Origin of the sequence: Siminovitchia thermophila (genome assembly GCF_016909185.1) — a bacterium.
Taxonomy (GTDB): Bacteria; Bacillota; Bacilli; order Bacillales; family Bacillaceae_C; genus Siminovitchia; species Siminovitchia thermophila.
The window spans coordinates 1-22943 of sequence record NZ_JAFBFH010000043.1; the positions used below are offsets into that span (position 1 = coordinate 1).

A 22943-nucleotide genomic window follows, 5' to 3' on the forward strand; every position below is an offset into this window, starting at 1 on the left:
TTGTTTCTCGACAATTCAAGTATAAAAGAATTGGATGTTTGCGTGTATTTTTTGGGGCAAATTGTGTGGAAACCCCAACATTTAGTATAGAGCCAAAAAAGGAGTGGAATAAAAGAAAATGCAACCTTTTCATTGGTTGCATTTTCTTTTCTGTTTAATTAAATGTTGATTGAAAAGGTAACTTCCTAATTGTTGTATGGTATTCAACCAATTACCGAACAAGTTTAAAAAGTAGCCTTAGCCTAAACCCAATTGCTGATTGGGATCTTGCTGCCATTACTGCCAGTAATCAATCGGCCATCAGTGCCGCCAATACTGCTTTTTGGGCGTGAAGGCGGTTTTCGGCTTCATCAAATACAACGGATTGCGGTCCGTCAATGACTTCGGCAGTGACTTCCTCTCCGCGATGGGCAGGCAAACAATGGAGAAAAATGGCATCTTTCTTTGCGTGAGCCATGAGTTCGCTGTTTACTTGAAATTGTTGGAAAGCCTTTTCCCTTTCCTGCTGCTCTGCTTCCCATCCCATGCTCGTCCATACGTCCGTATATACTGCGTCAGCGTCCGAAACGGCTTCAACTGGATTGTTTGTCACTTCGATCACCGCTCCTGTTGCTTCCGCAAATTTCATGGCAGTTTCAATGACGGCTGCTTTTGGCTCATATCCTTTAGGTGCGGCTATAGAACAGCTTACACCCGTTTTGGCGCAGCCGATCATTAAGGAATGAGTCATATTGTTTCCGTCGCCGATATATGCAAGCTTCTTTCCTTCCAAGCTTCCTTTCTTTTCGTAAAGTGTCATTAAATCGGCCAGTACTTGGCAAGGGTGATAGTCGTCCGTCAACCCGTTTATGACAGGCACACTGGCGTTTGCCGCCAGCGTCACAACTGTATCATGTTCGTATGTGCGAATCATAATACCGTCCACATAACGTGAGAGCACTTTGGCGGTATCTTCGATTGTCTCCCCTCTCCCCATCTGCATGTCATTGCGGCCCAAGAACAAAGCGTGTCCTCCGAGCTGCGTCATTCCGACTTCAAAGGAAACTCGCGTCCTTGTAGATGATTTTTCAAATATCATCGCAAGTGATTTTCCCTTTAAGTATTGATGGTTTTCTCCTTTCTTTTGCATCTCTTTTAGTTTTATCGCATCCATGATTAATTGCATGATGTCTTGTTTAGACAAATCAGCCAACGTGAGTAAATGTTTTCCTTTCAGGTTCACTTGTGAGGCGATCATTATGTCAGCACTTCCTTTTCACAGTTTCCAAGCCAGTCTTGCATTGACTTTGGCTCAGTTATTTGTTGCTGCAAGCCTGATAAATAAGCTTCCAGTGTTTCTTTTTCGGTTAATATGTTGACTTGGGCCAAAGAAGCGATTTTCCGATTTTGAACGGAATGTTTAGAATGACCAAGACTTACCAATATGGCCCCTCTTTGTTGTTTTATCCACTCGGCAAATGGCAATTCCGCAGTTTCGGTAACCGCCTGAAAACCGGATTCAGTAATGAATGCAAGCCATTTTTCCTGATCTGGGCATTCGTCGACGAAAAAGGCTAACTGTTCGGCATTTGCTGTCAAATGTTCGTTCCAAAGAACCGCTTTGGCCATTGCTTCATGAAACGTGTTTCCAATGGAGATCAGCTCGCCAGTAGACTTCATTTCGGGTGTCAAGACTGGATCCACCCCTTCAAGTTTTCCGGTGGAAAAAACAGGGTGCTTCACGGTGTAAAATGGTAGCTGAGTCGGAACAACAGCAGACAATGCTGAACCAGTTAGTATTTTCACGCATTCATCAATTAAATTGATTCCGGTAATTTTGCTTACAATCGGCACCGTCCTTGACGCTCGCGGATTTACTTCAAGCACATAGACCGTTCCTTTATAAACAACAAACTGGACATTGAAGATTCCTTTGAATGCCAGCTTTTTTGCGATTTTTTCAGTGTATGAGAAAATCGTTTCTTTTACTTGATGACCTATATTTACAGGAGGAGTTACCGTAATACTGTCTCCTGAGTGGACCCCGGCTTTTTCAATATGTTCAAAATAAGCGGGAATGAATATGTTTTCTCCGTCTGCTAATGCGTCAATCTCTACTTCAACCCCTTGATAATACGCATCTATTAGAACCGGATATTGAATGGAATTTTTACATTGCTCCAATTCCTCTTTTTGTTGAATAATGAGCATTCCCTGTCCGCCTATGACATAAGAAGGCCTTAATAACACTGGGAAGCCGATCCTTTCCGATTTCTCCAGCAATTCATCGGCATCATGAGCTGTCAATCCCGGAATATGGGGAATGGAAAGCTCTTGCAAGAGCTGATAAAATTTCTCCCGGTCTTCCACTTGATCGATTTGATCCTGTGAAATGGACAATAGGGGAAATCCAAAGTTTTCTAGCCCATCCGCCAAATTAATGGCCGTTTGGCCGCCCAGTTGTACAATGACGCCGTCGGGCTTTTCATAATCTAAAATATTTAAGACGTCCTCCAAATGAAGCGGTTCAAAATAGAGGCGGTCGGCGATTTGAAAATCCGTACTTACCGTACCTGGATTATTGTTGATCAAAATCGTCTTATAGCCGGCTTTTTTCAAAGATAATGCCGCATGAACGGTACAATAGTCAAACTCGATCCCCTGTCCAATCCTGACAGGTCCCGACCCGATAATGGCCACTTTGCGCTTCGTATTGTTTTTGACGACATCCCCTTCTCCTTTCCATGTGGAGTAGAAGTAAGGAGCCGCTGCCGGAAATTCTCCCGCGCAAGAATCAACCATTTGAAAAACAGGGGTGATGTTTTCTTGAATCCGTTTTTCCCGGACTGCAGCAAGGGTGGTTTTCCATATCCTAGCAAGCCATTGATCGGAAAATCCTTTTTCCTTTAGCCGTTTTAAAAATTCATGTGACACTGTTTCCAATGTTTTCTTTTTTGCTTGTGCTTCCAATTGAACAAGTTCTTGCAGGCAATCAAGAAAATACATATGAATGTGAGTTGTTTCTTGGATTTCTTTGCTTGAAACGCCTCTTCTCATGAGCTCCAGAATGGAAAAGAAGCGTTCATCATCCGCCTGCGAAACAGAAGTCCATAATTGCCTTTCAGTGTACGAAGCTAATCCTTCCAGCTCCAAGCCGCATGTTTTTAATTCAAGGGATCTGACAGCTTTTTGAAATGCTGCGGGTAAAAGCCTGTCTATGGCCATTATTTCTCCTGTTGCCTTCATTTGGGTACCGAGCTTGCGCTGTGCCTGCGGAAATTTATCAAAAGCCCAACGCGGCATTTTAACAACCGTGTAATCTACCACTGGTTCAAAGCTGGCAAAAGTCGTGCCGGTAACCGGATTGATTAGTTCATGCAGATGATAGCCCAAACTGAGTTTGGCGGCTATTCTTGCAATTGGATAACCCGTCGCTTTCGAGGCAAGGGCAGAAGACCGGCTTAGGCGGGGATTCACTTCGATTAAATAGTATTGATCACTGTGTGGGTCATGGGCAAATTGGATATTACAGCCGCCGACAATTCCCAATGCGCGAATAATTTTCACCGCCGATTTATAAAGCGTATTAAATTCACTGTCAGAAAGGGTTTGTTGTGGTGCGATGACAATTGAATCACCTGTATGGACGCCCACCGGATCAAAGTTCTCCATACTGCAAATCGCAATGCATGTGTCATTGGCATCCCGGACCATCTCAAACTCAATTTCTTTAAAGCCCGCAATGCTTTTTTCAATTAAACATTGTGTAATGGGGCTGGAATCCAATCCTTTTTTCACAATGGAACGGAGTTCTTCCCAATTGGAGGCAATTCCTCCTCCCCCTCCGCCTAACGTATATGCCGGGCGAATAATAATGGGGAAACCCTGTTGCTTTGCAAATGTGATGGCTTCTTCAACCGAATGGATAATTTCGCTCTCGGGAACAGGTTCTTTCAGCTCATGCATCAGTTTGCGGAAAGCCTGGCGATCTTCCCCCTGAATAATAGACTCTGGGGATGTACCCAACACTTTCACATTATACTGTTCGAGAATGCCCCGTTTATATAAATCGACAGTCAAGTTGAGCCCTGTTTGTCCTCCAAGTGTTCCAAGGATTCCATCAGGCTTCTCTTTTTTGATGATCTCTGTCATACTGTCAATGGTCAATGGTTCAAAGTAAACTGTTTTGGCAAACTGTTCATCTGTCATAATGGTCGCCGGATTATTATTGACCAAAACGACGTCGCAACCTTCTTCTTTGAGAGCCATGCATGCTTGCGTTCCGGCATAATCAAATTCCGCAGCCTGGCCGATAACGATCGGCCCGGAACCGATGACCAATACTTTCTTGATGTCTTTCTTTTTAGGCATACACTCTTGCTCCTTTGCGTTCTCCAAGATGATGGAAAAAAGTTTGAAATACAATCGAATTCAGCGGATGATCATAGAGATCCGGGTGAAATTGATACGTTGCTATCGGATAATGTTCATGAACAAGCCCTTCAATGGTTCCATCATGAACATTTTTAAAGGAAATGCGCCATCCGTTCTTATTAAGTTGTTTGTCTTGGACAGCATACCCATGATTTTGAACGGACATATATACTTTTTGTGTTGTTGAATCGATGATCGGCTCTTTGAAGCTTCTGTGTCCCGTCCGCATTTTTTCCACGTTGCCGCCGAAAGAAAGCGCCAAAATTTGGTGGCCAAGTCCCAAACCAAGAACCGGGTAGCTTACGGCCATGTGCTTATATTCGTTTAAGTATTGTTCCCATAACAATGGATTTCCGTATCCTCCGGAAAAAATCAAACCGTCCGGATTCAGTGAATCTATCTGTTTTTTCGTAGCGTGATTCGGAACAATCGTCACCTTGCAATCGATTTTTTTAAGAAGTTTCAGCAAAGATTTTTTATATCCAAAATCAATGATGACGATATGGTTTTTTCCCTCTTTTAAGATCATGTCAACTTTTTTCTTATCTGCTCTTCCTTCTTTTTGATCAATCGGAAATAGTTGGTTGCTGCTGCCCAGTGTCAAAACAGCCGGCATTTCCCCCGCATATTTAACCTTTTTGACGATGGCCCGGGTATCTGCCCCAGCCAAGATGGGGATGTTTGCCGTCATTAATTCATGGTACAAACCGGCATTTTGCGGTATGGATAAATCATCTTGGATGATCAGTCCATTTATTTGAATCTGATCACTTTCAAATTGTTCTTTATCCAATTCGACATTTACTATTCCCGGAAATGTCGCTGCCACTATTTTTCCTTTGTTTGCCGGATCGGTGATAAATTCTTGAATCCGTCCCATACCTGTATAAAAAATGATTTCTCCAAAGGAGTCGCTGTTTTTTCCATGCCACTGGCCTGTAAATCGTTCACCATTAGCGAGCAGTAAGGATCCTTCCATTCTTCCTTTCCCCGCTTTCGTATTTTTATTTTTAAATTTGCATTTTTATGCATTTCCATGTAAAAAAATTAAACTGTCTTTTCAATTATATTTAATGCTTCCTCCAGCTCCTTATAAGTAACTGTTAAAGGAGGGAGCATTCTTAACACATTTGGTCCGGCGTTTAATGCAAGAAGTCCGTTCGCCCTTAAGTTGGTAACCAAAGAGCCGACATCTTCCTTAAATTCGAGGCCATACATGAGCCCTTTGTGGCGAATGTTGACCAAGCCATCAAGCCGATCCTTCATTTTCGTTAACTGTTTTGCAAAAAAGTCCGCTTTGTCCTCTACTTCTTGAAGAAAATGTTCCTGAAACACGATGTTAAGCACCGCTTTGGCAGCTGTCATCGCAAGTGGTCCACCACCGAATGTAGTGGCGTGGCTGCCCGGTCCAAATGCTGAACTTAACTTTTTCTTTCCAATCATCGCTCCGACAGGTATGCCGTTTCCAAGTCCCTTCGCTGATGTAATGATATCCGGCGAAATATTGTAATGTTGATAGGCAAATGGTTTTCCTGTTCTGCCAATGCCCGTTTGAACTTCGTCGATGATTAGCAGGAGTCCGTTATCGTGACACACTTGCTCTAATTTTTTGAGAAAATCATGGTCGGCAGGGATGACGCCTCCCTCGCCTTGAATCACTTCCAGCATGACTGCGGCCGTTTGTCCATCTATGGCCTCTTTAACTGCTTCGATGTTGTTATATGGCACATGATGAAATGTTTCAAGCATCGGGCCAAAGCCGGTCTTTACTTTCTCTTGTCCTGTTGCCGCGATCGTTCCAAGCGTTCTGCCATGAAATGATTGGAGAAACGTAATAATTTTCGGTTTTCCGGTAAACTTGCGAGCCAATTTAATAGCTGCTTCATTGGCCTCTGCCCCGCTGTTCGCAAAAAATACCAAGTCTCCGCAAGAATGGTTCGCCAGCAGTTCTGCCACTTGTTCCTGCAAAGAGCTTTGAAACAAGTTGGATGTATGCCACAATTTTTCCAACTGTTCTTGAACAGGGCCAACAACCTCGGGATGGCAATGCCCCAGATTGCATACACCAATGCCGGAAGTAAAATCCAAATAATCTTTGCCATTTGTATCAATCACTTTTGTTCCTAAGCCGGATGAGATTTCTACATCCCATTTGGCATATGTGTTAAATAGATGAGACATACGGGATTTCCTCCAATTCTTTCTTTATCGTTGTCCCGATAATTTTTCCTTCACTGACTATGTGGGCATTTCCACTTACGATCATGACTTCGCTCATTCCCTCATCAAGGCTGTCCAGAGCGGCTTTGACCTTTGGAATCATGCCTCCCGTAATCGTTCCTTCATTTATCAAGTCGAGAATTTCTGATTTGGTTGCTACTTCCATTAATTGTTCATTCTTTAAAATGCCGGGAACATCTGTGACAAATAATAGTTTTTCCGCTTCCAAGGCAGTGGCAATAGATCCCGCTGCCGTATCTGCGTTAATATTATAAGAGATTTTGCCATCTGCTCCAGGTGCGATCGGTGAAATGACTGGAATCATTCCCAGCGCCATTACTTTTAGCAGCAAATGTTTATTGACATGTGTTATTTCTCCGACATAACCGAGCTTTTCAAAATCAATCGGCTTTGCTTCAAGTAAAGGTCCGTCAAAGCCTGTCATTCCGATGGCAGACAGCCCGTGGTTGTTTACATTTCTGACGATCGTATTGGTCATGCTTCCTGATAAAACCATCTCTACCACATCCATAACCGCTTTTGTTGTTTTTCTTAAGCCGTTATGAAACTCGGACTTTATTTTTAAGTTGTGAAGCATTTGATTAATAGCCGGTCCGCCGCCATGTACGATTAAAGGCTGCCATCCGCCGTCCTTTAGTTTTTTTATTCCTTCATAAAATTCGTCAGACAGTGAATCGATCATGCTTCCGCCGAACTTAATGACAATGATTTTACTCATGACTGCTTCCCTCCTGAATTTATGGGTAAACGGGGGAAAGTTGTAGTCCCGCTGTTTCGTCCAGTCCACATAAAATATTGGCGTTTTGCACCGCCTGCCCGGCAGCTCCCTTCATCAGATTGTCGATCACTGACACAATTGTTAGCCTGCCGGTCCGTTCATCCAGTAAAAATCCGATATCGCAATAATTGGAACCGAACACTTCTTTTGTTGCAGGGAACTGGTTATTGTTTCTGATGCGAATAAAAGGTTCATCTTTATAAAATTCCATGTATAACTGCTCTATCTTGGCTTGGTCCACGGATGAAGCAAGTGATACATAAATCGTTGACATAATGCCCCGGGTCATTGGAACAAGATGAGTGCTAAACGTGATCGGAGCTTCATATCCCCAAGTTGAAAGCATCTGTTCCATTTCCGGTATATGTTGGTGTTGATTCACTTTGTATATTTTGAAATTTTCATTGAGTTCGCTGTAAATCGTTCCAAAACTCGCTGTTTGTCCAGCGCCGGAAACACCGGATTTGGCGTCAATAATAATAGACCCTTCTTTCGCCAGCTTGTTTTGGACAACAGGCGCCAAGCCAAGCAACGTGGCTGTAGGGTAGCAACCAGGGTTGGATATAAACTTCGTATCCTGTTTGATGGCCGATCGGTTTATTTCCGGCATGGCATAAACTGCTTGATCTACCCATTCCTTCGGAGCCGGTTTCTTGTTATACCACTTTTCATACTGCTCTATATTTTTCAACCGGAAATCTCCCGATAAATCAATTACTGTACATCCTGCTTTCAATAACGACGGGGCAATTTCAGCAGAAATTCCCGATGGCACCCCCAAAAACACAATATCCGTTTGTTTGGCAATTGCTTCCGGATGAATTTCATCCAATGTCATAGAAAGATGCGATAAATGAGGATAATGGGCAGTTATATCCTTTCCTTGTTGTGATGATGAATAAATCGCTGCTATCGTAAAAGCTGGATGAGATTGTAAAATTCTTAGCAGTTCCGCTCCCCCGTATCCAGTTGCCCCAATAATTCCCACTTTCACTACCAACACTCCCTTAAAACGTGATCCACTCCAAATTTTTCCGTTATTCTTTAGATGTTATATATTATACGCTGTATAAAAATTAATTCAATAGTATATTTATAACATTTTTATATATAAAGAAAATTTGGCCAGTAATAAGCACTTCGGTAAGCTAAATTCCCCACAACATAGCTCATTACGGTGCATCATTTCAGCGCGGAAAATAAAAAAACGCACCCCAATTGTTAAACCGTGTCTAACAATCGGAGTGCCGTTATTCACAACCAAAAGGTTGTTTTATCCTTCTATGGGTTCCGCATCCTCCCATATTTCAATTGAATGTCCATATTCTTTTTCATCAATCAAAAACGATCCGTTCGAATATCTGTCATTGAATTTTAGTGTAGCTGGTTGAAGTTGCTCAACGTTCCCTTTTTCAGTTAAAACAAAGACGGGCTTGTTTTCGTACAATACGGCCACTCCAATAACCCGGTGCGGATTGTTTTTTAATTCGCGGAGCAAGACTGTTCCTCTTTTGGCGCGCCCGCCTTTCTCAAATTCTGTGAACTTCATTTTCTTAACCGCCCCGCGGTTCGTCACAATCATAATGGCAGGTTCCGTTTCGGCTTTAATCACTTCTGCGCCAACTACAATATCTTTCTCCTTCAAATCAATGCCTTTTACCCCAAGCGCTCGGGCTCCAATCGGATTAACCTCTGTTTCATTAAATAAGAGACTGTATCCGAGTTTCGTCACGATGAAAATATCATCTGTTCCGCTGGATAGTTGAACATTGATGAGAGCATCATGTTCCCGCAAGTTAACTGCTACAAGCGGCTTCGAATAGCGCTGCGGCTGGTAGAGTTTCAGTGGACTTTTCTTCACCATGCCATATTTCGTAAAGAACACAAGGAATTGATCCTCTTGAAACTCTTTAATGGATAGAGCTTTTATAATTACTTCATCCTGTTCGATAGGAATGATTCCCGATATATGCTGACCCAAGTCTTTCCAGCGGATATCCGGCAGTTCATGTACAGGAATATATAAAAAGTTTCCTTTGTTCGTAAAAAGTAAAAGAGTGTCTCCTGTATGCAATTCTTCTTGAAGCAAGAGCCGGTCAAGCTCTTTCATCGCCAAATCGCTGCCATTTGAAGCGGAGTATGATCTTAAACTTGTTCTTTTTAAATAACCTTCCTTTGTCACCGTTACAATGACATCTTCATTTGGAATCATGACTTCCAAATTAATTTTAATGTCCTCTATTTCATGCTCGATGATCGTACGTCGTTCATCAGCATATTTTTTCTGGATAGCTTTTAACTCTTTTTTAATGACGCTTAATAATTTCTTTTCACTGTCCAAAATCTCTTTCAGCTTTTTGATTATCTCTTTCAATTCTGCTTCTTCTTTCTGCAAAGCAGTGATGTCCGTATTTGTCAGACGATACAATTGCAAGGATACGATCGCCTCTGCCTGTTTTTCAGAAAAGGCGAAATTCAATATAAGGTTGTCTTTGGCATTGCGTTTGTCTTTGGAGGCGCGGATGGTTGCTATCACTTCATCCAGAATCGAAAGAGCCTTCATGAGACCTTCCACGATATGTTGCCTCTCCAATGCTTTTTCCAAATCGAAGCGGGAACGGTTGGCGACGACTTCTTTCTGATGTTTGATATAGGAATCCAAAAGATCAAGAATTCCCATCAGCTTTGGCCGCTGATCTCTTATGGCAACCATATTAAAGTTATAGGTTACTTGGAGATCGCTGTTTTTAAATAAATAATTCAAGATTCCTTCGGCATCCGCTTCTCTTTTTAACTCGATGACCATCCGAAGGCCGGTTCTGTCGGTTTCATCCCGAACCTCGGCAATTCCTTCAAGCTTCCGGTCGATTCGAAATTCGTCAATCCTTTTCACAAGATTGGCTTTGTTTACATCGTAAGGAATCTCACTGATGACAATTTGCTTTCTTCCTCCGCGAATCGTCTCAATATCCGTTTTGCCTCTGACAACAATTCTTCCTTTTCCAGTTTCATACGCTTTCTTGATTCCGTCCACACCTTGAATAATGCCCCCTGTAGGGAAATCTGGGCCTTGGATGACCGTCATGATATCATCGACGGTGCACCCAGGTTTATCCATCCGCATGATGACGGCATCGATCACTTCTCCGAGATGATGTGGGGGAATATCGGTCGCATAACCTGCCGAAATACCTGTGGAGCCATTGACGAGAAGGTTTGGAAACCGCGCCGGAAGCACAGTCGGTTCAGAGGATGTATCATCAAAGTTTGGTACATGTTCCACTGTTCTTTTTTCGATGTCTCGAAGCAGCTCGGAAGAAAGCTTGGAAAGACGGGCTTCCGTATAACGCATTGCCGCAGCCGGATCACCGTCTATGCTTCCATTATTTCCGTGCATCTCAATTAATACGTTTCTTACTTTCCAGTCTTGGCTCATACGAACCATTGCTTCATACACTGATGTATCTCCATGCGGGTGATAGTTCCCAATGACGTTCCCTACCGTTTTTGCCGACTTTCTAAAACCTTTGTCTGCGGTGTTTCCATCTTGATGCATGGCATATAAAATTCTGCGCTGTACCGGTTTCAGCCCGTCTCTGGCATCCGGAAGCGCCCGTTCCTGAATAATATACTTGCTGTAACGGCCAAATCGGTCACCCAGTACTTCCTCAAGAGGCAAATCTTGAAATCTTTCCATTGCCGTCATAAATCAACAGCTCCCCCTTCTGATGTCAAGTTCTCATTTTCAAGTATATTCATGTCGTCCTGCATGCCGAATTGAACATTGTTTTCAATCCATTTTCTCCGTGGTTCCACTTTGTCCCCCATTAGCGTCGTCACACGTTTTTCCGCACTTGCCGCGTCATCAATCAGCACCCTGATCAGCGTTCTTGTTTCCGGGTTCATCGTCGTTTCCCACAGTTGATCGGGATTCATTTCACCAAGACCTTTATATCTTTGCAACATATATCCTTTGCCGACCTTTTTTGTTACATCTGCCAATTCATCGTCTGTCCATGCGTATTCGACAATCGCTTTTTTTCCAGTTCCTTTGCTTACTTTATAAAGGGGCGGGAGCGCAATAAATACTTTTCCGGCTTCAATCAAGGGTTTCATATAACGGTAAAAGAAGGTAAGAAGCAATACTTGAATATGGGCTCCGTCCGTATCGGCATCGGTCATGATGATAACTTTATCGTAATTGACGTCTTCCAGATTGAATTCCGGTCCGACGCCTGCGCCGATCGTATGGATAATCGTATTGATTTCTTCATTTTTAAATATATCCTGAAGCTTCGCTTTTTCCGTGTTGACCACCTTGCCGCGCAGCGGGAGAACTGCCTGGAACCTGCGGTCTCTTCCCTGCTTTGCCGAACCGCCCGCCGAATCTCCTTCCACTAAATACAACTCATTTTTCTTCGGATTTTTCGACTGGGCGGGCGTGAGTTTACCTGAAAGCAACGCGTCGGATCTCCTTCTGCGTTTTCCGCTTCTCGCCTCTTCCCTGGCTTTTCTTGCCGCCTCCCGTGCCTGAGCCGCTTTAATCGCTTTTTTCACAAGCATGGAGCTGACATTGGGGTTTTCGGCCAAGAAGTAGGCCAGCTGTTCCGATATAATCGTATCAACAGCGGATCTTGCCTCGGCTGTTCCCAGCTTTCCTTTTGTTTGTCCTTCAAATTGAAGTAATTCTTCTGGAATTCTTACGGATAAGATAGCAGCCAAACCTTCCCGGATATCCGAACCTTCCAGGTTTTTATCTTTTTCTTTCAGCAATCCTGTTTTTCTCGCAAAATCATTGACGGCTCTTGTGATCGCCGTTTTCGCGCCCACCTCATGTGTTCCGCCGTCTTTTGTCCGGACGTGGTTTACAAAAGACAAAATATTCTCGGCGTAGCCATCATTAAATTGAAATGCAAAATCTACCTCGATGTCATTCGCCGTCCCTTCAAATGAAACGACAGAATGAAGGGCATCTTTTTCTCCATTTAGGTATTCCACAAAAGCTTCAATGCCATTTTCATAGCAAAATACTTCGTGCTGCCCGCTGCGCAGATCATTGACTTCAATTGTGAGCCCTTTTAATAAAAACGCTGATTCCCGAAGCCTGCTGCTCAAGATTTCATAATTTAACGTGGTTGTACTGAAAATAGCCGGGTCGGGCTTAAAATGGATTTTGGTTCCGGTTTGCCTCGTCGTTCCCCTTTTCTCAAGCGTTGTGGCCGGTTTTCCGCCATTTTCAAATTTTTGTTCGTATATAACACCATCTCTTTTAATCGTTACGATGAGCCATTCAGAGAGTGCGTTCACAACAGAAGCGCCAACCCCATGCAAGCCTCCGCTCGTCTTGTATCCTCCTTGGCCGAACTTCCCTCCTGCATGCAAAACGGTCAATATGACTTCTGTAGTAGGTTTGCCTGTTTGATGGATTCCGGTAGGCATACCGCGCCCTTTATCCTCCACGCTTACACTGTGATCCTTATGCAGCGTAACGATAATTTGGTCGCCATATCCTGCTAAAGCTTCATCCACCGAGTTGTCGACAATTTCATAAACAAGGTGATGAAGACCGCGGGCATCCGTGGAGCCTATATACATGCCGGGCCTTTTTCGGACAGCATCCAGCCCTTCCAGCACTTGAATCGAATCTTCGTTATATTCCATCGTTGTCATATTTTTACTCATTATAAAACGACTCCTCTTTCATAGAGCTTTCCAGTTATAAAACACTTGTTCGCATATTGTACTATATCATATTTTTCCAAGCATGTCTTATTGTATATCCGGAAGCTCTCTTTTTGCAAATGGTGAAGGGATTATACGTCTCAAGAGTTTGCCGAAATGTTCATAAGTGTTATTTCCGGCTTACTTCTTTTTTTGCTGTTTCATCAGTGCCGCCCTTCTGTCATTTTCATTTTCTTTGATGAACATGAAAAGACCGTCCTTCAGCAGGACGGAAAGTCAAAACATTGCGTTCCTTTGAATTTATAAAGCTTCTTGTATCAAATGCCTGACAAGCATCCACATTTTTTAAATTTGCAAAAAAGCACGCAACCAGTTGATCTGTTTGCTTGAATTGATATGAAACAAGCAAAGACGGGTTGCGTGCCTTGTGGAGGTTTCCAAAAAGATTTGCGTGAACGACATTAGGCTTAGAGTGCGTGTAAAATGGTACGCCTTGGCGATTTCGAATACGATAGACTAAACATATACCCGCTGTGGCGCTTATTTTGTTAAGGCGTGCTCCACTTTAATGCATCTGTCCATGATGACAGTATAGCCCTTTTCCTTTAAAAATTCATACGCCTCTTCATTTTGCACACCTAATTGGGCCCAAAATACATCTGCGTCAATTCCAACGAATTCTTTCGCAATCTCCGGCAAAAACTCAGAACGCCTAAAAACATTGACGATATCAACATGTCCTTCAACTTCCTTTAATGAATCAACAGCTTTGATGCCAAACACTTCATCTACAGTTGGATTAACAGGGATGATTTCGTAACCAGCATCTTTCATTGCCTCTGATACCATATATGAAGTTCTTTCAGGATTATCACTAAGGCCCACAACGGCTATTCTTTTTGCTTTTTTCAAAATTTGTCCCATTTCTTCTCTTGTTGGATTTTCTATCGCCATTTCATATCCTCCTTCAATAAGTCTCGTCTTAATCATATCGTAATTCACTCCTGTTTTTCATGCAAGCGATTACGTATACACAATTATGATGGGGACATGGTACAATAAAGTGAAACTTCAATCAGCCGGTATTCCCTGGTTGTTAGTTAACCCAATCGGGCTTTTACTTCGATGACAATACCGTCGAAGTTTTTCCTAGTCCTGTCAAACTGGCCGAATCAGGCTTTTACTGGCAATTGTATCACCACTGCCCGCTTCCTGTATTACCTTTGATTTTTAGAGCGGGATTGTACTGCCAGTTAATGCGGGATATGTGAAACTTCAATCAGCAAGGTATTTGCTGATTGTTAGTTGATCCAATCGGGCTTTTACTGGCAGTAGATCCTCGCTGCTCGCTTCCTGTATTACCTTGATTTTTGGAGCAGGGGATTGTACTGCCAGTTAATGCGGGATAAAAAAGCATTTTTGTGGATTAATAGAAAGAGGGGCAAATGCTGATGATGCAAATCGTTGTTTTGTTATTATCATACTTGATTGGTTCTATTCCTTCCGGTTTAATTGTAGGAAAAGTATTTTATGGAATTGATATCCGTGAACACGGCAGCGGCAATTTAGGGGGGACTAATACGTTTCGCGTATTAGGTAAAAAAGCCGGGATAGCCGTTACGGCAGCGGATATTTTAAAAGGAACGGCTGCTACGTTTTTGCCCACCCTGTTTAGCGTTGATATGCATCCTTTGCTCGCGGGTGTGTTTGCGGTGCTAGGTCATACATTCCCGGTGTTTGCCGGTTTTCGCGGGGGAAAGGCTGTCGCTACATCGGCAGGTGTGCTTCTGGGATATGAATATTGGCTATTTATTGTTCTTGTTAGCGGATTTTTACTTACTCTAAAAATATCAAAATATGTTTCATTATCTTCAATGGTGGCCGGCTTATTTGGCATTATTTATTGCATCATTCTTGGTGACTGGGTGCTGGTGTTGGTTGTTTCAGCACTGGAGCTGTTTGTCATTTACAGGCACAGGGCCAATTTAAAACGAATAAGGGATAAAACGGAGCCAAAAGTGAAATGGATATAACAAACAATTGACTGAAAGACGGGTTTTCTATATGAAAAATAAAGTATATTTGTTCCTCGTTTTTTTGGGCCTGGCCAGCGTATTATTTTTTTATGGGGTGAGCAGTGAACAGCGGAAACGACATTCACCTCATCAGGGTTTTGAAACTATGCCGGCTAAGGAGATTAATCTTCGACCCAAAAGCTTCGAAACGGAAGCCACGATTGCCGGAATAGGGGATATTCTTATTCACGACAAGTTGTATAATGATGCGCGATCACATAATGGTTATGATTTTTCGCCGATGTTTTCTCACATCAAGCAGTTACTCCGAAAACCAGATTTATTGATTGCCAACCAGGAGTCGATCCCGGGAGGAGAGGAACTCGGCATTTCAGGCTATCCCCGTTTTAACAGCCCGCATGAAATTGTAGATGCATTGCAGGATGCAGGGATTGACTTTGTCACAACAGCTAATAACCATTCCCTTGATAAGGGAGAAAGCGGCATTTTAAACGCCATCCGTTATTATGAAAAGAAAAACATGAATTATACTGGAACCTTTAAAAGCTCCGAAGACAAAGCCCGGATTAGGATAGTAGAAGTAAAAGGAATCCGCATCGCCATTTTGGCCTACGCTGAACATTTTAACGGTCTACGGGTTCCCGATGGGAAAGAATATTTAGTAAGTAAGCTTGAGAAGCATAACGTTCTTTCTGATATTGAAAAAGTGAAAAAAGAAGCAGACGTCGTTGTTGTCGCTTTGCACTGGGGGGATGAGTATGTCCGCCAACCCAATGCAACACAAAAGGAGCTCGCAAAAGAATTCATTTTTAATGGAGCAGACATCATTCTTGGACATCATCCGCATGTTCTTCAGCCCATACAGTTTTTAAAGCAAAAAGACGGGAAAAAAGGTATGGTTGTCTATTCCTTGGGCAATTTTTTATCTGGCCAAGATTTGAATTACAGGGACATTGGCGGAATGATTGAAATCACCGTAAAAAAGGTTGGCATTCCGGGAAATACAGTGACCACTATAGAAAAAGTAAACTTTCACCCGACTTTTACTGGGAATGAAGGAAGAAAAAATTATCGTGTCTTTCCTATTGATCAGGCCGCAAAGCACGGATGGACAAATGAAAACTCTAGAAGCATCAATACATTCATGCACATTCCTTGATCAACTGGACAGGTTGGGCTCAAGACAGGAGGTTACAACATGCAAATTAAAGTTACTGATCAAGCTGCACAATGGTTTAAACAGGAATTGGACTTAAACGAAGGAGATTACATCCGTTTTTTTGTGAGATATGGAGGGTCCGGTCCGTTTCACGAAGGCTTTTCTCTTGGAATGAACAAAGAAGAGCCAATGGATCCGGCGGTAATAGTCAACAAAGATGGGTGCCAATACTTTATCGAAGAACGAGATGTATGGTTTTTCAATGAGCATGACCTTTTGGTAGATTACGATGAAAAGTCGGACGGACCGATTTACCGATATGATTAATGTGAAGGTGCCGAAGATGGCACCTTTTTACACCTTTGGCGTTTTCTGTCAACATGGCAAGCCATATAAGGAAGCGTGTCGTTTCTTTCTGAGACATTTCGACAAGAGCTGTGCATTTTGCAGGAGTGTTGGCCGTATTTGGATAGAGAAATGAGCAGATTCGGATAATGCCTTTCGGAACTGTTCTTATTTTTTTGTGTATATTCAAGAACATATGGTGAAAAATCCATTTACACTTTGCTATTGGGTTTACAAGCAACTTTTTCGATTTACTCCCGACTTTTGCGCTATTACGATTCGATTTGGTCCATTTACTCGCCGCTTTTCCGTAACACTATCCATTTTTGAGTATGACTATCCGCTTTTACAATTTACTCAAAAACCCGAAGCTGTTACTCACAACTTTTACGATTTACTCGCTAGTTTGGCAATTTTTTAGTATAGGGCTATGTCAAACATTCCAGTTGGTCCAATTTCCCTTCTGCCCTGAGTATCATTCTTTGCTTGTCTCCCAACAGGTCATAATGGGAATACCCGTCTTTGCGGATATGTATCCACTCTTTTTTCAAACCGTATCGCGCTCCCCAACGGGCAAGCTGTTCAATATCCTTGCATCCAACCTTTGTCACCGTTTTAGCCCCCGGAAAACGGTCATCCAGCCAATAGTGGGTAATAAAAGCTACATCTCCCTGATCAATCTTTCTTTTCCAGAGCTTTAGCTGCTCCTTTGTGATCCCAAAAGCCACTGAAATCTCTCCTAATGATCTTTTTTCTTTTTTGCCCTTTCATAAGCATCATGCCAATCAGGAAATACTTTGCTCAATCTAACAGGACGGAAAGTCTCTTTTTTTACACAAACATGGGCGGTCGTGCCCGAAACGGCGATCTCGCCGTCTTTGTTCAAGACAACATACCCGTATACTACTTTGAACCCGTCATATTCTTCGATCCATGTTTGAATGGTCGCTTCCTCTCCATATGTAAGCGGCTTTTTATAAGAAACATGAACATCAATAATCGGAGCGAGGATTCCGCTTTTTTCCATCTCCGCATAAGAAAAACCTAAATCTTTCATAAGCTGCGTGCGTCCAACCTCCATCCAAATAATGTAATTGGAATGATGGACAACGCCCATTTGGTCGGTTTCCGCATAGCGTACTTCAATGTTTGTATGTGCGACAACATGGCTCATTTAAAGACCAACCTTTCAAAAATATAATAGATGATTTCATTATATAAAAGCCTCAAAGCTTTCAAGGAAACGAAAATGGAACATCTCCCCTGTATATCACTGCAAAGAATCTAACAGGAGTGAATATCTCACATCTATTATACGTCAACAATGCTTATTTGACATGCATGATATATGTACCTTGGCACTTTGAGGCGTATTTTCTCTGATCTATACCCTGCCACTGGAACGTGGAACAACATTTTGTCGTGAGATAGTTGAATGACGGTGCTCTGATCTATTCGTTGATTGCTAGCTTGTATGGTAGAGGGTTCCGTTCATGGCCTTCGCACGATCTTCATTAGGAACATTTAAAAGCCTATGATGACAGTTGATTCATCTTGTTTCCATAATGACCCTATTAAAAAAAGCCTGAGCTTTTCTCTTCTCAGGCATGATTTGTTTTGGTATCACTCGTTTTTTTAGTATTTAATGGTTCTTTCGTTTAACTAACTGATAACCCGTTCATAAAACAATCTACAATTTCTTCTTCTAACTGATTTAACTTACGATTTAGTCGAGTAGACAACTCATTCACCAAATTCAAATGGTCTCTTTGATGTTTTTCTGATACATCACAAATGAGCTGTAATAAAAATGTATACCCCATAAAATCATGTTTTGATAATGGAGATTCATGCGAAAGCACATACATTTCGGCATCAAACATTTCAATATTTTTCAAAAGGCGTCTAACATTATCAATCTTATATTCCGGTTTTTTGGTGTAAATACTTGGATACAAGCAGTCCCCTAAGAAAAGTACTTTTTCTTCCTCTACAAAAATAAGTGATGAGTCATCAGAATGATCTCCACCTACATGTTTGACTACACACCGAATACCACCTAAATCAATCTCCAATTTGTCTTTAAACGTAATATGAGGTAGCGTGATAGTGATTTCTCTGTCTGCTCCAAATTCTTTTTTTATCATTTCTGAACAAAACGGATTCTCTAAACCTTTTTCTACACGATGATCTAAAGCTTCATCTGACCAATCATATTCCATCATTTTTTCAAGATGCATTTTTGTGTTTTCATGGGCTATGGTTAACCGATTTAACTGATTTGTTCCAAAGCTGTGATCCCAGTGCCAATGTGTTAATACGACAGCATGATGATTCGTTATTTGCCATTGGTCTAGTTCATCAAGAAATAATTTGGCATGTTTAGCAGAATTTCCTGCATCGACAATTAAAGTTTGGTCAGTTCCGCATATAGCAGACATTACCGGTCGATCTGTTTCAGGATCATCCGGTAAATAATATATACGATTGGTTAGTTGTTGCAAATGGTTCTCCATGTTTAACTCCCTTTGTTTTTTGTAGTTCCGACAATCTTATTCAATGTATCAAGAACATTTTTTAGCTCTGTTAAGCATACTTTTGAGTAATATTTTTCCACAAGTATGCCGTCGATTTTTTTAGCAGCTGATGAAACACTTGCCCCCTCTTCCCAAGATAAATGAAGGTCTCTCTACGGTTTATTGCATTCTCTTGGCGAACGATCATTTTCATTTCTTCAAGCTTGGAAATGACTTGGCTAACTGCACTCTTGGAAATATCGAAATGATTTGCAATATCTTTTGCAATGACAGGCTCATTACGAATGATATAAAACATGACAATTTCTTGTTGAGGAGTTAATTGAAAGTCCTCTAATTCCACAACCTCTTTGGTTTCTTGTAATATTAACAACTTGAACTGCTCAAATTTTTGATTGATTTTGTCGATCATTATTGCATAATCGTGCACTGATTGATCATCCCTCCTTTGTTTATTAATTAAGTTTAGTTTACTTAACTATATATGGGTTTGTCAATTATGGAAAAAATCGAATCCTATTTTTAAACCTTACACAATCACTCTCTAACGTGAAGGTGGAAATTGATACTTATTATTGTGTAAACCCTAAGACTGGCGTGGTGATGATATACGCAAACGCTGTTATTAAAAATACAGATAGAGGTTGTGTATTCTATCCGGATATTAGTGTGGTGTGTATTTAATGTACGGGGTATTCAACATGATCATCCGATTATCCCATTTTTGCCTAAAACGGCCCCTGCCGTTCGGTACAATTATAGTTTTTTCACTGCCTACTTGACAGTTTGGCAAACAGCTACCTGTTAACATAAATTGAGTGAAAAAATCAAACAGGTACCAACGAACATTACGGGAAAAACGTAAAAATGTTATTATGTTAGCTGTAGCTAATCTTAATATAAATGTACATTTCTTGTTATTTTAAAAGATTACAAGGAGAATTTGATTATGGCAATCCCCGCTATCTTACTTTAGCTTTTCTTTTACGTAAACAGGATCAACTGAAATAACCTTTTTCAGGATACAATCAAACGGGCATTTTTCTTTGGAAATTGTGAGTAATCACTCATTTAGGGGTACCGTCAGGAAAATGCGGATTTACAACGCTAAGCACATTTTCGGGACGATCCCCCTATTTTTAACAACGTTAAGGAAGTTTCAATGCTCTTAAAGAATCTGAACGAGACCATTTTCTCTGAATTAAAATGGTATTCTCCTAGCAAATTGATATGTTCCCAACCTAAAGGCGACATATGGTGTAACAAATCTTTATTAAAACTAAGCGAGATAGTTGTAACAACCGATTACGATGCAAATGGCTAATTTGTACCGTTTCTAATTCCATTCCTCATTAGGTAATAGCTGGTGTTAATAATTAGATCGAAATCTTATTCGTATGCGACAACGCCAAGGAATTGAGTTGGCAAAGAAAGAAGGAAGGTTTAAAGGGCTATTCAAGAAGTATCATAAGAATCACGCAGGAATGGAATTATGCAGTAAAACTCTATAAAGAGGGAGGTATGACTGTAAATCAAATTTGCGAAATTACAAATGTGTCTAGAGCCTCATTATATAGAAAGCTACCGGAAGGGAACAAATAATCTTCCTTATTCCAAAGACCCGATTGCGGAATAAAATATTTGCTCAAATCACAAGATTATTAACATAATTGGTATTATGCAAACAGGGCAGTCCAATGAAACAACGCCAAGAAACAAGAAATGGTTAAAATAAGTTAATAAAAAGGGGAGTTGAAATGGATCAATCACAATTATCCGTGCGATTTAAGAATTTTGCTGATATTGAATGTAAAGGTTCAAGTCGGTTATATGAACTTTTGTCTAGAAAAATAGCTGAAGATGATGAAATACTGGAATTATGTTCTTTTGCTAAAGTTGGCCAGCCAGTTCCAAATTTGCTTTTGGGTGCTGTTCATTACCTATTGTTAAAAGGCAGAGATCATTTATTAAGGGATTACTATCCAAGCATTGTTCCTGATCCAAAAGAGATAGAAGGAGCCTTTGTTCATTTCAAGGATTTTTGTCAGATTTATAGAGATGAAATTATTTCACTTCTTACAATTAAGTTAGTACAAACTAACGAAGTAAGGCGTTGTGCTTACCTGTATCCTACCTTTTGTTATGTTTATAATAAAATACAAAAACCTTTATCTTTAATTGAAATTGGAACGAGTGCAGGCCTTCAGCTTTTATGGAACCATTACAATTATTCATATGGAAACAATGTAGTTTACGGAAATAAACTTTCAAATGTTCATATAACTTCTGAAGTAAAAGGGGATAATGTTCCTTTATTGTTCAAAGAAAGTCCTCCAGTAGTTTCAAAGCTAGGAATAGATTTACATATAAGTGATTTAAGCAACTCAGAAGATTATTTGTGGTTGAAATCCCTTATTTGGCCTGAACATAAGGAGAGAAAAGAACTTTTTGAAAAGTCTGCTAAGTGTTTTAATGAAAATCCCGTTGAACTTCTTGAAGGAGATGGAGTAGCCCTCTTAACAGAAGTTGTAGAAACACTTCCTAAAAACACTGCCATTTGTATTTTCCATACTCATGTTGCAAATCAAATACCGGAGGATTTAAAGTACGATCTTCTAAATAAGATTAAAACAATCGGGAGCAAAAGAGACGTTTTCCATCTTTATAACAATATGTGGGATAGAAACCTGCATCTTGATTATTTTATTGATGGTGTTGAATACAATCAAACTATTGGTTCAACTGATGGTCACGGAAGATGGTTCGAGTGGAATATTGAATAGAAAATTCCTGATAAGCAATTCTGTATTTTTACCCAAATGCCGCAATATCCCCACTAGCGTGTGAATGTACTAAAACCGCTGAACAAGTTTCTCTCTTTTACCATTCACCCTCGATATACTATGGCTGTATTAACAGGGGGTGGGAATTTTCTTTATATAAAAATGAAAAGTTTGTTAAACTTTGCATTGTTACTCAAAAAATCTCAGGAAAACATTGAATTACTTGCATGAGACGAGTTTCCTTCCAAGCCTCAGTCGATTCAATTTCAAGGGCGGTTTTTCCTCTATACAGCATCTGTTGTAAAATGTTTCTGGAATATTCGTATTAGGTGATCAATCACATTTTTAAGAGCAAAAAGCCGGTCATACACCGGCTTTTTGCTAGGACTATTTGTTTTGCTGGGCTGCTTCGTCTTTGATTTCTTCCCGCATTCCTTCGATGCTTTCTCTTCTGCGCTCGTTCTTGCGCTCAATTTGCGCCTTCTGTTCTCCTTCGGCAAATTGCATCGATTCCTCGGCAGCTTCCATGTTTTCAATCGTGTCATGAACCATTTTTTGTAATTTTTCTACGTTGTCGGTGCGATTATCGGGCTTTGGCCTGTTGTTTGCCAATCTGAAATACCTCCTGTGTTCAGGTTATTCTCCTTTTGTTTGAATAACATCCGGGTGCCGACCTGTTTTATCAGCCATTTTCTTCCCTTTATTGGCATCAATGGCGACTGGCTTTTCCCCCGGATTATTAGGGGTGAACGGTTGTTGATTTCTGGATTGATTTTTCATGTTTCTCCCCCTTCTTTACGTTATTGTTGCCTTATTAATCGTAAGTATGTGCCCTTTTTCAAAGCTTTCTCACGAGTCTTTTCTCTAAGCGATCCTCTATCCTTTCCAGCGCATCCATATCCCTTAAAAGCATTTCCTTATTTTCTTGGACAAGATCCATTAATGATTTTCTTCGAGTTTTTTTCATGT

General features: G+C 41.1%; 20 protein-coding genes and 1 pseudogene. 5 read left to right on the forward strand and 16 right to left on the reverse strand.

Annotated features, from left to right (window positions below):
- Window positions 1-289: 289 nt before the first annotated feature.
- From argF to JOC94_RS20595, 9 genes are all read right to left on the reverse strand, one after another.
- Window positions 290-1237: an ornithine carbamoyltransferase gene (gene argF, locus JOC94_RS20555; RefSeq protein WP_077113446.1), complete on the reverse strand. Its 948-nt coding sequence runs from the start codon at window positions 1235-1237 to the stop codon at window positions 290-292.
- Entirely contained in the window at window positions 1237-4350 is a 3114-nt protein-coding gene (locus JOC94_RS20560; RefSeq protein WP_077113445.1) for a carbamoyl phosphate synthase large subunit, read from the reverse strand. Before JOC94_RS20560 ends, argF begins: the two co-directional genes overlap by 1 nt.
- Window positions 4343-5392 carry a carbamoyl phosphate synthase small subunit gene (locus tag JOC94_RS20565; RefSeq protein ID WP_077113444.1) on the reverse strand — a complete coding sequence of 350 codons (1050 nt, stop codon included), beginning with the start codon at window positions 5390-5392 and terminating at the stop codon, window positions 4343-4345. Before JOC94_RS20565 ends, JOC94_RS20560 begins: the two co-directional genes overlap by 8 nt.
- Before the next feature lie 68 nt (window positions 5393-5460).
- Window positions 5461-6594 (reverse strand): acetylornithine transaminase, encoded by a 1134-nt coding sequence (locus JOC94_RS20570; protein WP_077113443.1) that lies wholly within the window; start codon window positions 6592-6594, stop codon window positions 5461-5463.
- On the reverse strand, window positions 6578-7372 hold the full coding sequence (gene argB, locus JOC94_RS20575) for an acetylglutamate kinase (RefSeq protein ID WP_077113442.1): 795 nt from the start codon (window positions 7370-7372) through the stop codon (window positions 6578-6580). The genes JOC94_RS20570 and argB overlap by 17 nt, the downstream gene beginning before the upstream one ends.
- Before the next feature lie 19 nt (window positions 7373-7391).
- On the reverse strand, window positions 7392-8426 hold the full coding sequence (gene argC, locus JOC94_RS20580; RefSeq protein ID WP_077113441.1) for an N-acetyl-gamma-glutamyl-phosphate reductase: 1035 nt from the start codon (window positions 8424-8426) through the stop codon (window positions 7392-7394).
- 279 nt (window positions 8427-8705) lie between these two features.
- Complete coding sequence (gene parC / locus JOC94_RS20585; RefSeq protein ID WP_077113440.1) at window positions 8706-11138, reverse strand: DNA topoisomerase IV subunit A; 2433 nt, start codon at window positions 11136-11138, stop codon at window positions 8706-8708.
- On the reverse strand, window positions 11135-13114 hold the full coding sequence (parE, locus tag JOC94_RS20590; RefSeq protein WP_077113439.1) for a DNA topoisomerase IV subunit B: 1980 nt from the start codon (window positions 13112-13114) through the stop codon (window positions 11135-11137). Before parE ends, parC begins: the two co-directional genes overlap by 4 nt.
- Before the next feature lie 540 nt (window positions 13115-13654).
- On the reverse strand, window positions 13655-14068 hold the full coding sequence (locus tag JOC94_RS20595; protein ID WP_077113526.1) for a CoA-binding protein: 414 nt from the start codon (window positions 14066-14068) through the stop codon (window positions 13655-13657).
- Between the two features lie 497 nt (window positions 14069-14565).
- Here JOC94_RS20595 and plsY point away from each other — a divergent pair, with 497 nt between their 5' ends.
- From plsY to JOC94_RS20610, 3 genes are read left to right on the forward strand one after another with little or no spacing between them, the layout of a single operon-like run.
- On the forward strand, window positions 14566-15147 hold the full coding sequence (gene plsY / locus JOC94_RS20600; RefSeq protein ID WP_077113525.1) for a glycerol-3-phosphate 1-O-acyltransferase PlsY: 582 nt from the start codon (window positions 14566-14568) through the stop codon (window positions 15145-15147).
- Between the two features lie 31 nt (window positions 15148-15178).
- Entirely contained in the window at window positions 15179-16309 is a 1131-nt protein-coding gene (locus JOC94_RS20605; RefSeq protein ID WP_077113438.1) for a CapA family protein, read from the forward strand.
- 39 nt (window positions 16310-16348) lie between these two features.
- Window positions 16349-16636, forward strand: a complete 288-nt coding sequence (locus JOC94_RS20610; protein WP_077113437.1) for a HesB/YadR/YfhF family protein — start codon at window positions 16349-16351, stop codon at window positions 16634-16636.
- Between the two features lie 446 nt (window positions 16637-17082).
- Here JOC94_RS20610 and JOC94_RS20615 read toward each other — a convergent pair whose 3' ends face one another.
- The 4 genes from JOC94_RS20615 to JOC94_RS20630 all read right to left on the reverse strand — a co-directional run bounded on the left by JOC94_RS20615 (window position 17083) and on the right by JOC94_RS20630 (window position 19621).
- Entirely contained in the window at window positions 17083-17382 is a 300-nt protein-coding gene (locus JOC94_RS20615) for a hypothetical protein (RefSeq protein WP_077113436.1), read from the reverse strand.
- A gap of 11 nt (window positions 17383-17393) precedes the next feature.
- Complete coding sequence (locus JOC94_RS20620; protein WP_077113435.1) at window positions 17394-17828, reverse strand: acyl-CoA thioesterase; 435 nt, start codon at window positions 17826-17828, stop codon at window positions 17394-17396.
- Window positions 17829-18312: 484 nt separating this feature from the next.
- Window positions 18313-19170, reverse strand: coding sequence for an MBL fold metallo-hydrolase (locus JOC94_RS20625; protein WP_077113434.1), 858 nt, complete (start codon window positions 19168-19170; stop codon window positions 18313-18315).
- A gap of 70 nt (window positions 19171-19240) precedes the next feature.
- Window positions 19241-19621 carry a MarR family winged helix-turn-helix transcriptional regulator gene (locus JOC94_RS20630; protein WP_083717678.1) on the reverse strand — a complete coding sequence of 127 codons (381 nt, stop codon included), beginning with the start codon at window positions 19619-19621 and terminating at the stop codon, window positions 19241-19243.
- 926 nt (window positions 19622-20547) lie between these two features.
- On the opposite strand from JOC94_RS20630, the pseudogene JOC94_RS23060 reads away from it, so the two are divergent.
- Both JOC94_RS23060 and JOC94_RS20645 read left to right on the forward strand, forming a co-directional pair.
- Window positions 20548-20793, forward strand: a pseudogene (locus JOC94_RS23060) (helix-turn-helix domain-containing protein); the annotation flags it as partial.
- Window positions 20794-20948: 155 nt separating this feature from the next.
- Window positions 20949-21974: a DUF2332 domain-containing protein gene (locus JOC94_RS20645; protein ID WP_077113433.1), complete on the forward strand. Its 1026-nt coding sequence runs from the start codon at window positions 20949-20951 to the stop codon at window positions 21972-21974.
- Between the two features lie 387 nt (window positions 21975-22361).
- On the opposite strand, the gene tlp is transcribed toward JOC94_RS20645, so the two are convergent.
- Genes tlp through JOC94_RS20660 form a run of 3 tightly spaced genes read right to left on the reverse strand, consistent with a single transcriptional unit; the run spans window position 22362 to window position 22941 of the window.
- Window positions 22362-22586: a small acid-soluble spore protein Tlp gene (gene tlp, locus JOC94_RS20650; protein ID WP_077113432.1), complete on the reverse strand. Its 225-nt coding sequence runs from the start codon at window positions 22584-22586 to the stop codon at window positions 22362-22364.
- Window positions 22587-22610: 24 nt separating this feature from the next.
- Entirely contained in the window at window positions 22611-22754 is a 144-nt protein-coding gene (gene sspN, locus JOC94_RS20655) for a small acid-soluble spore protein N (protein WP_077113431.1), read from the reverse strand.
- 58 nt (window positions 22755-22812) lie between these two features.
- Window positions 22813-22941 carry an FbpB family small basic protein gene (locus tag JOC94_RS20660; protein WP_077113430.1) on the reverse strand — a complete coding sequence of 43 codons (129 nt, stop codon included), beginning with the start codon at window positions 22939-22941 and terminating at the stop codon, window positions 22813-22815.
- Between the last annotated feature and the right edge of the window lie 2 nt (window positions 22942-22943).

What these genes read in the sequence shown, in the direction of transcription:
- JOC94_RS20610 (WP_077113437.1), top strand. Translation starts at nt 16,349, where the DNA reads ATGCAAATTAAAGTTACTGATCAAGCTGCACAATGGTTTAAACAGGAA.
- parC (WP_077113440.1), bottom strand. Translation starts at nt 11,138, where the DNA reads ATGACGGCAATGGAAAGATTTCAAGATTTGCCTCTTGAGGAAGTACTG.
- parE (WP_077113439.1), bottom strand. Translation starts at nt 13,114, where the DNA reads ATGAGTAAAAATATGACAACGATGGAATATAACGAAGATTCGATTCAA.
- JOC94_RS20595 (WP_077113526.1), bottom strand. Translation starts at nt 14,068, where the DNA reads ATGGCGATAGAAAATCCAACAAGAGAAGAAATGGGACAAATTTTGAAA.
- argB (WP_077113442.1), bottom strand. Translation starts at nt 7,372, where the DNA reads ATGAGTAAAATCATTGTCATTAAGTTCGGCGGAAGCATGATCGATTCA.
- JOC94_RS20560 (WP_077113445.1), bottom strand. Translation starts at nt 4,350, where the DNA reads ATGCCTAAAAAGAAAGACATCAAGAAAGTATTGGTCATCGGTTCCGGG.
- sspN (WP_077113431.1), bottom strand. Translation starts at nt 22,754, where the DNA reads ATGAAAAATCAATCCAGAAATCAACAACCGTTCACCCCTAATAATCCG.
- argF (WP_077113446.1), bottom strand. Translation starts at nt 1,237, where the DNA reads ATGATCGCCTCACAAGTGAACCTGAAAGGAAAACATTTACTCACGTTG.
- JOC94_RS20625 (WP_077113434.1), bottom strand. Translation starts at nt 19,170, where the DNA reads ATGGAGAACCATTTGCAACAACTAACCAATCGTATATATTATTTACCG.
- JOC94_RS20570 (WP_077113443.1), bottom strand. Translation starts at nt 6,594, where the DNA reads ATGTCTCATCTATTTAACACATATGCCAAATGGGATGTAGAAATCTCA.
- JOC94_RS20620 (WP_077113435.1), bottom strand. Translation starts at nt 17,828, where the DNA reads ATGAGCCATGTTGTCGCACATACAAACATTGAAGTACGCTATGCGGAA.
- JOC94_RS20605 (WP_077113438.1), top strand. Translation starts at nt 15,179, where the DNA reads ATGAAAAATAAAGTATATTTGTTCCTCGTTTTTTTGGGCCTGGCCAGC.
- JOC94_RS20645 (WP_077113433.1), top strand. Translation starts at nt 20,949, where the DNA reads ATGGATCAATCACAATTATCCGTGCGATTTAAGAATTTTGCTGATATT.
- JOC94_RS20565 (WP_077113444.1), bottom strand. Translation starts at nt 5,392, where the DNA reads ATGGAAGGATCCTTACTGCTCGCTAATGGTGAACGATTTACAGGCCAG.
- JOC94_RS20660 (WP_077113430.1), bottom strand. Translation starts at nt 22,941, where the DNA reads ATGAAAAAAACTCGAAGAAAATCATTAATGGATCTTGTCCAAGAAAAT.
- plsY (WP_077113525.1), top strand. Translation starts at nt 14,566, where the DNA reads ATGATGCAAATCGTTGTTTTGTTATTATCATACTTGATTGGTTCTATT.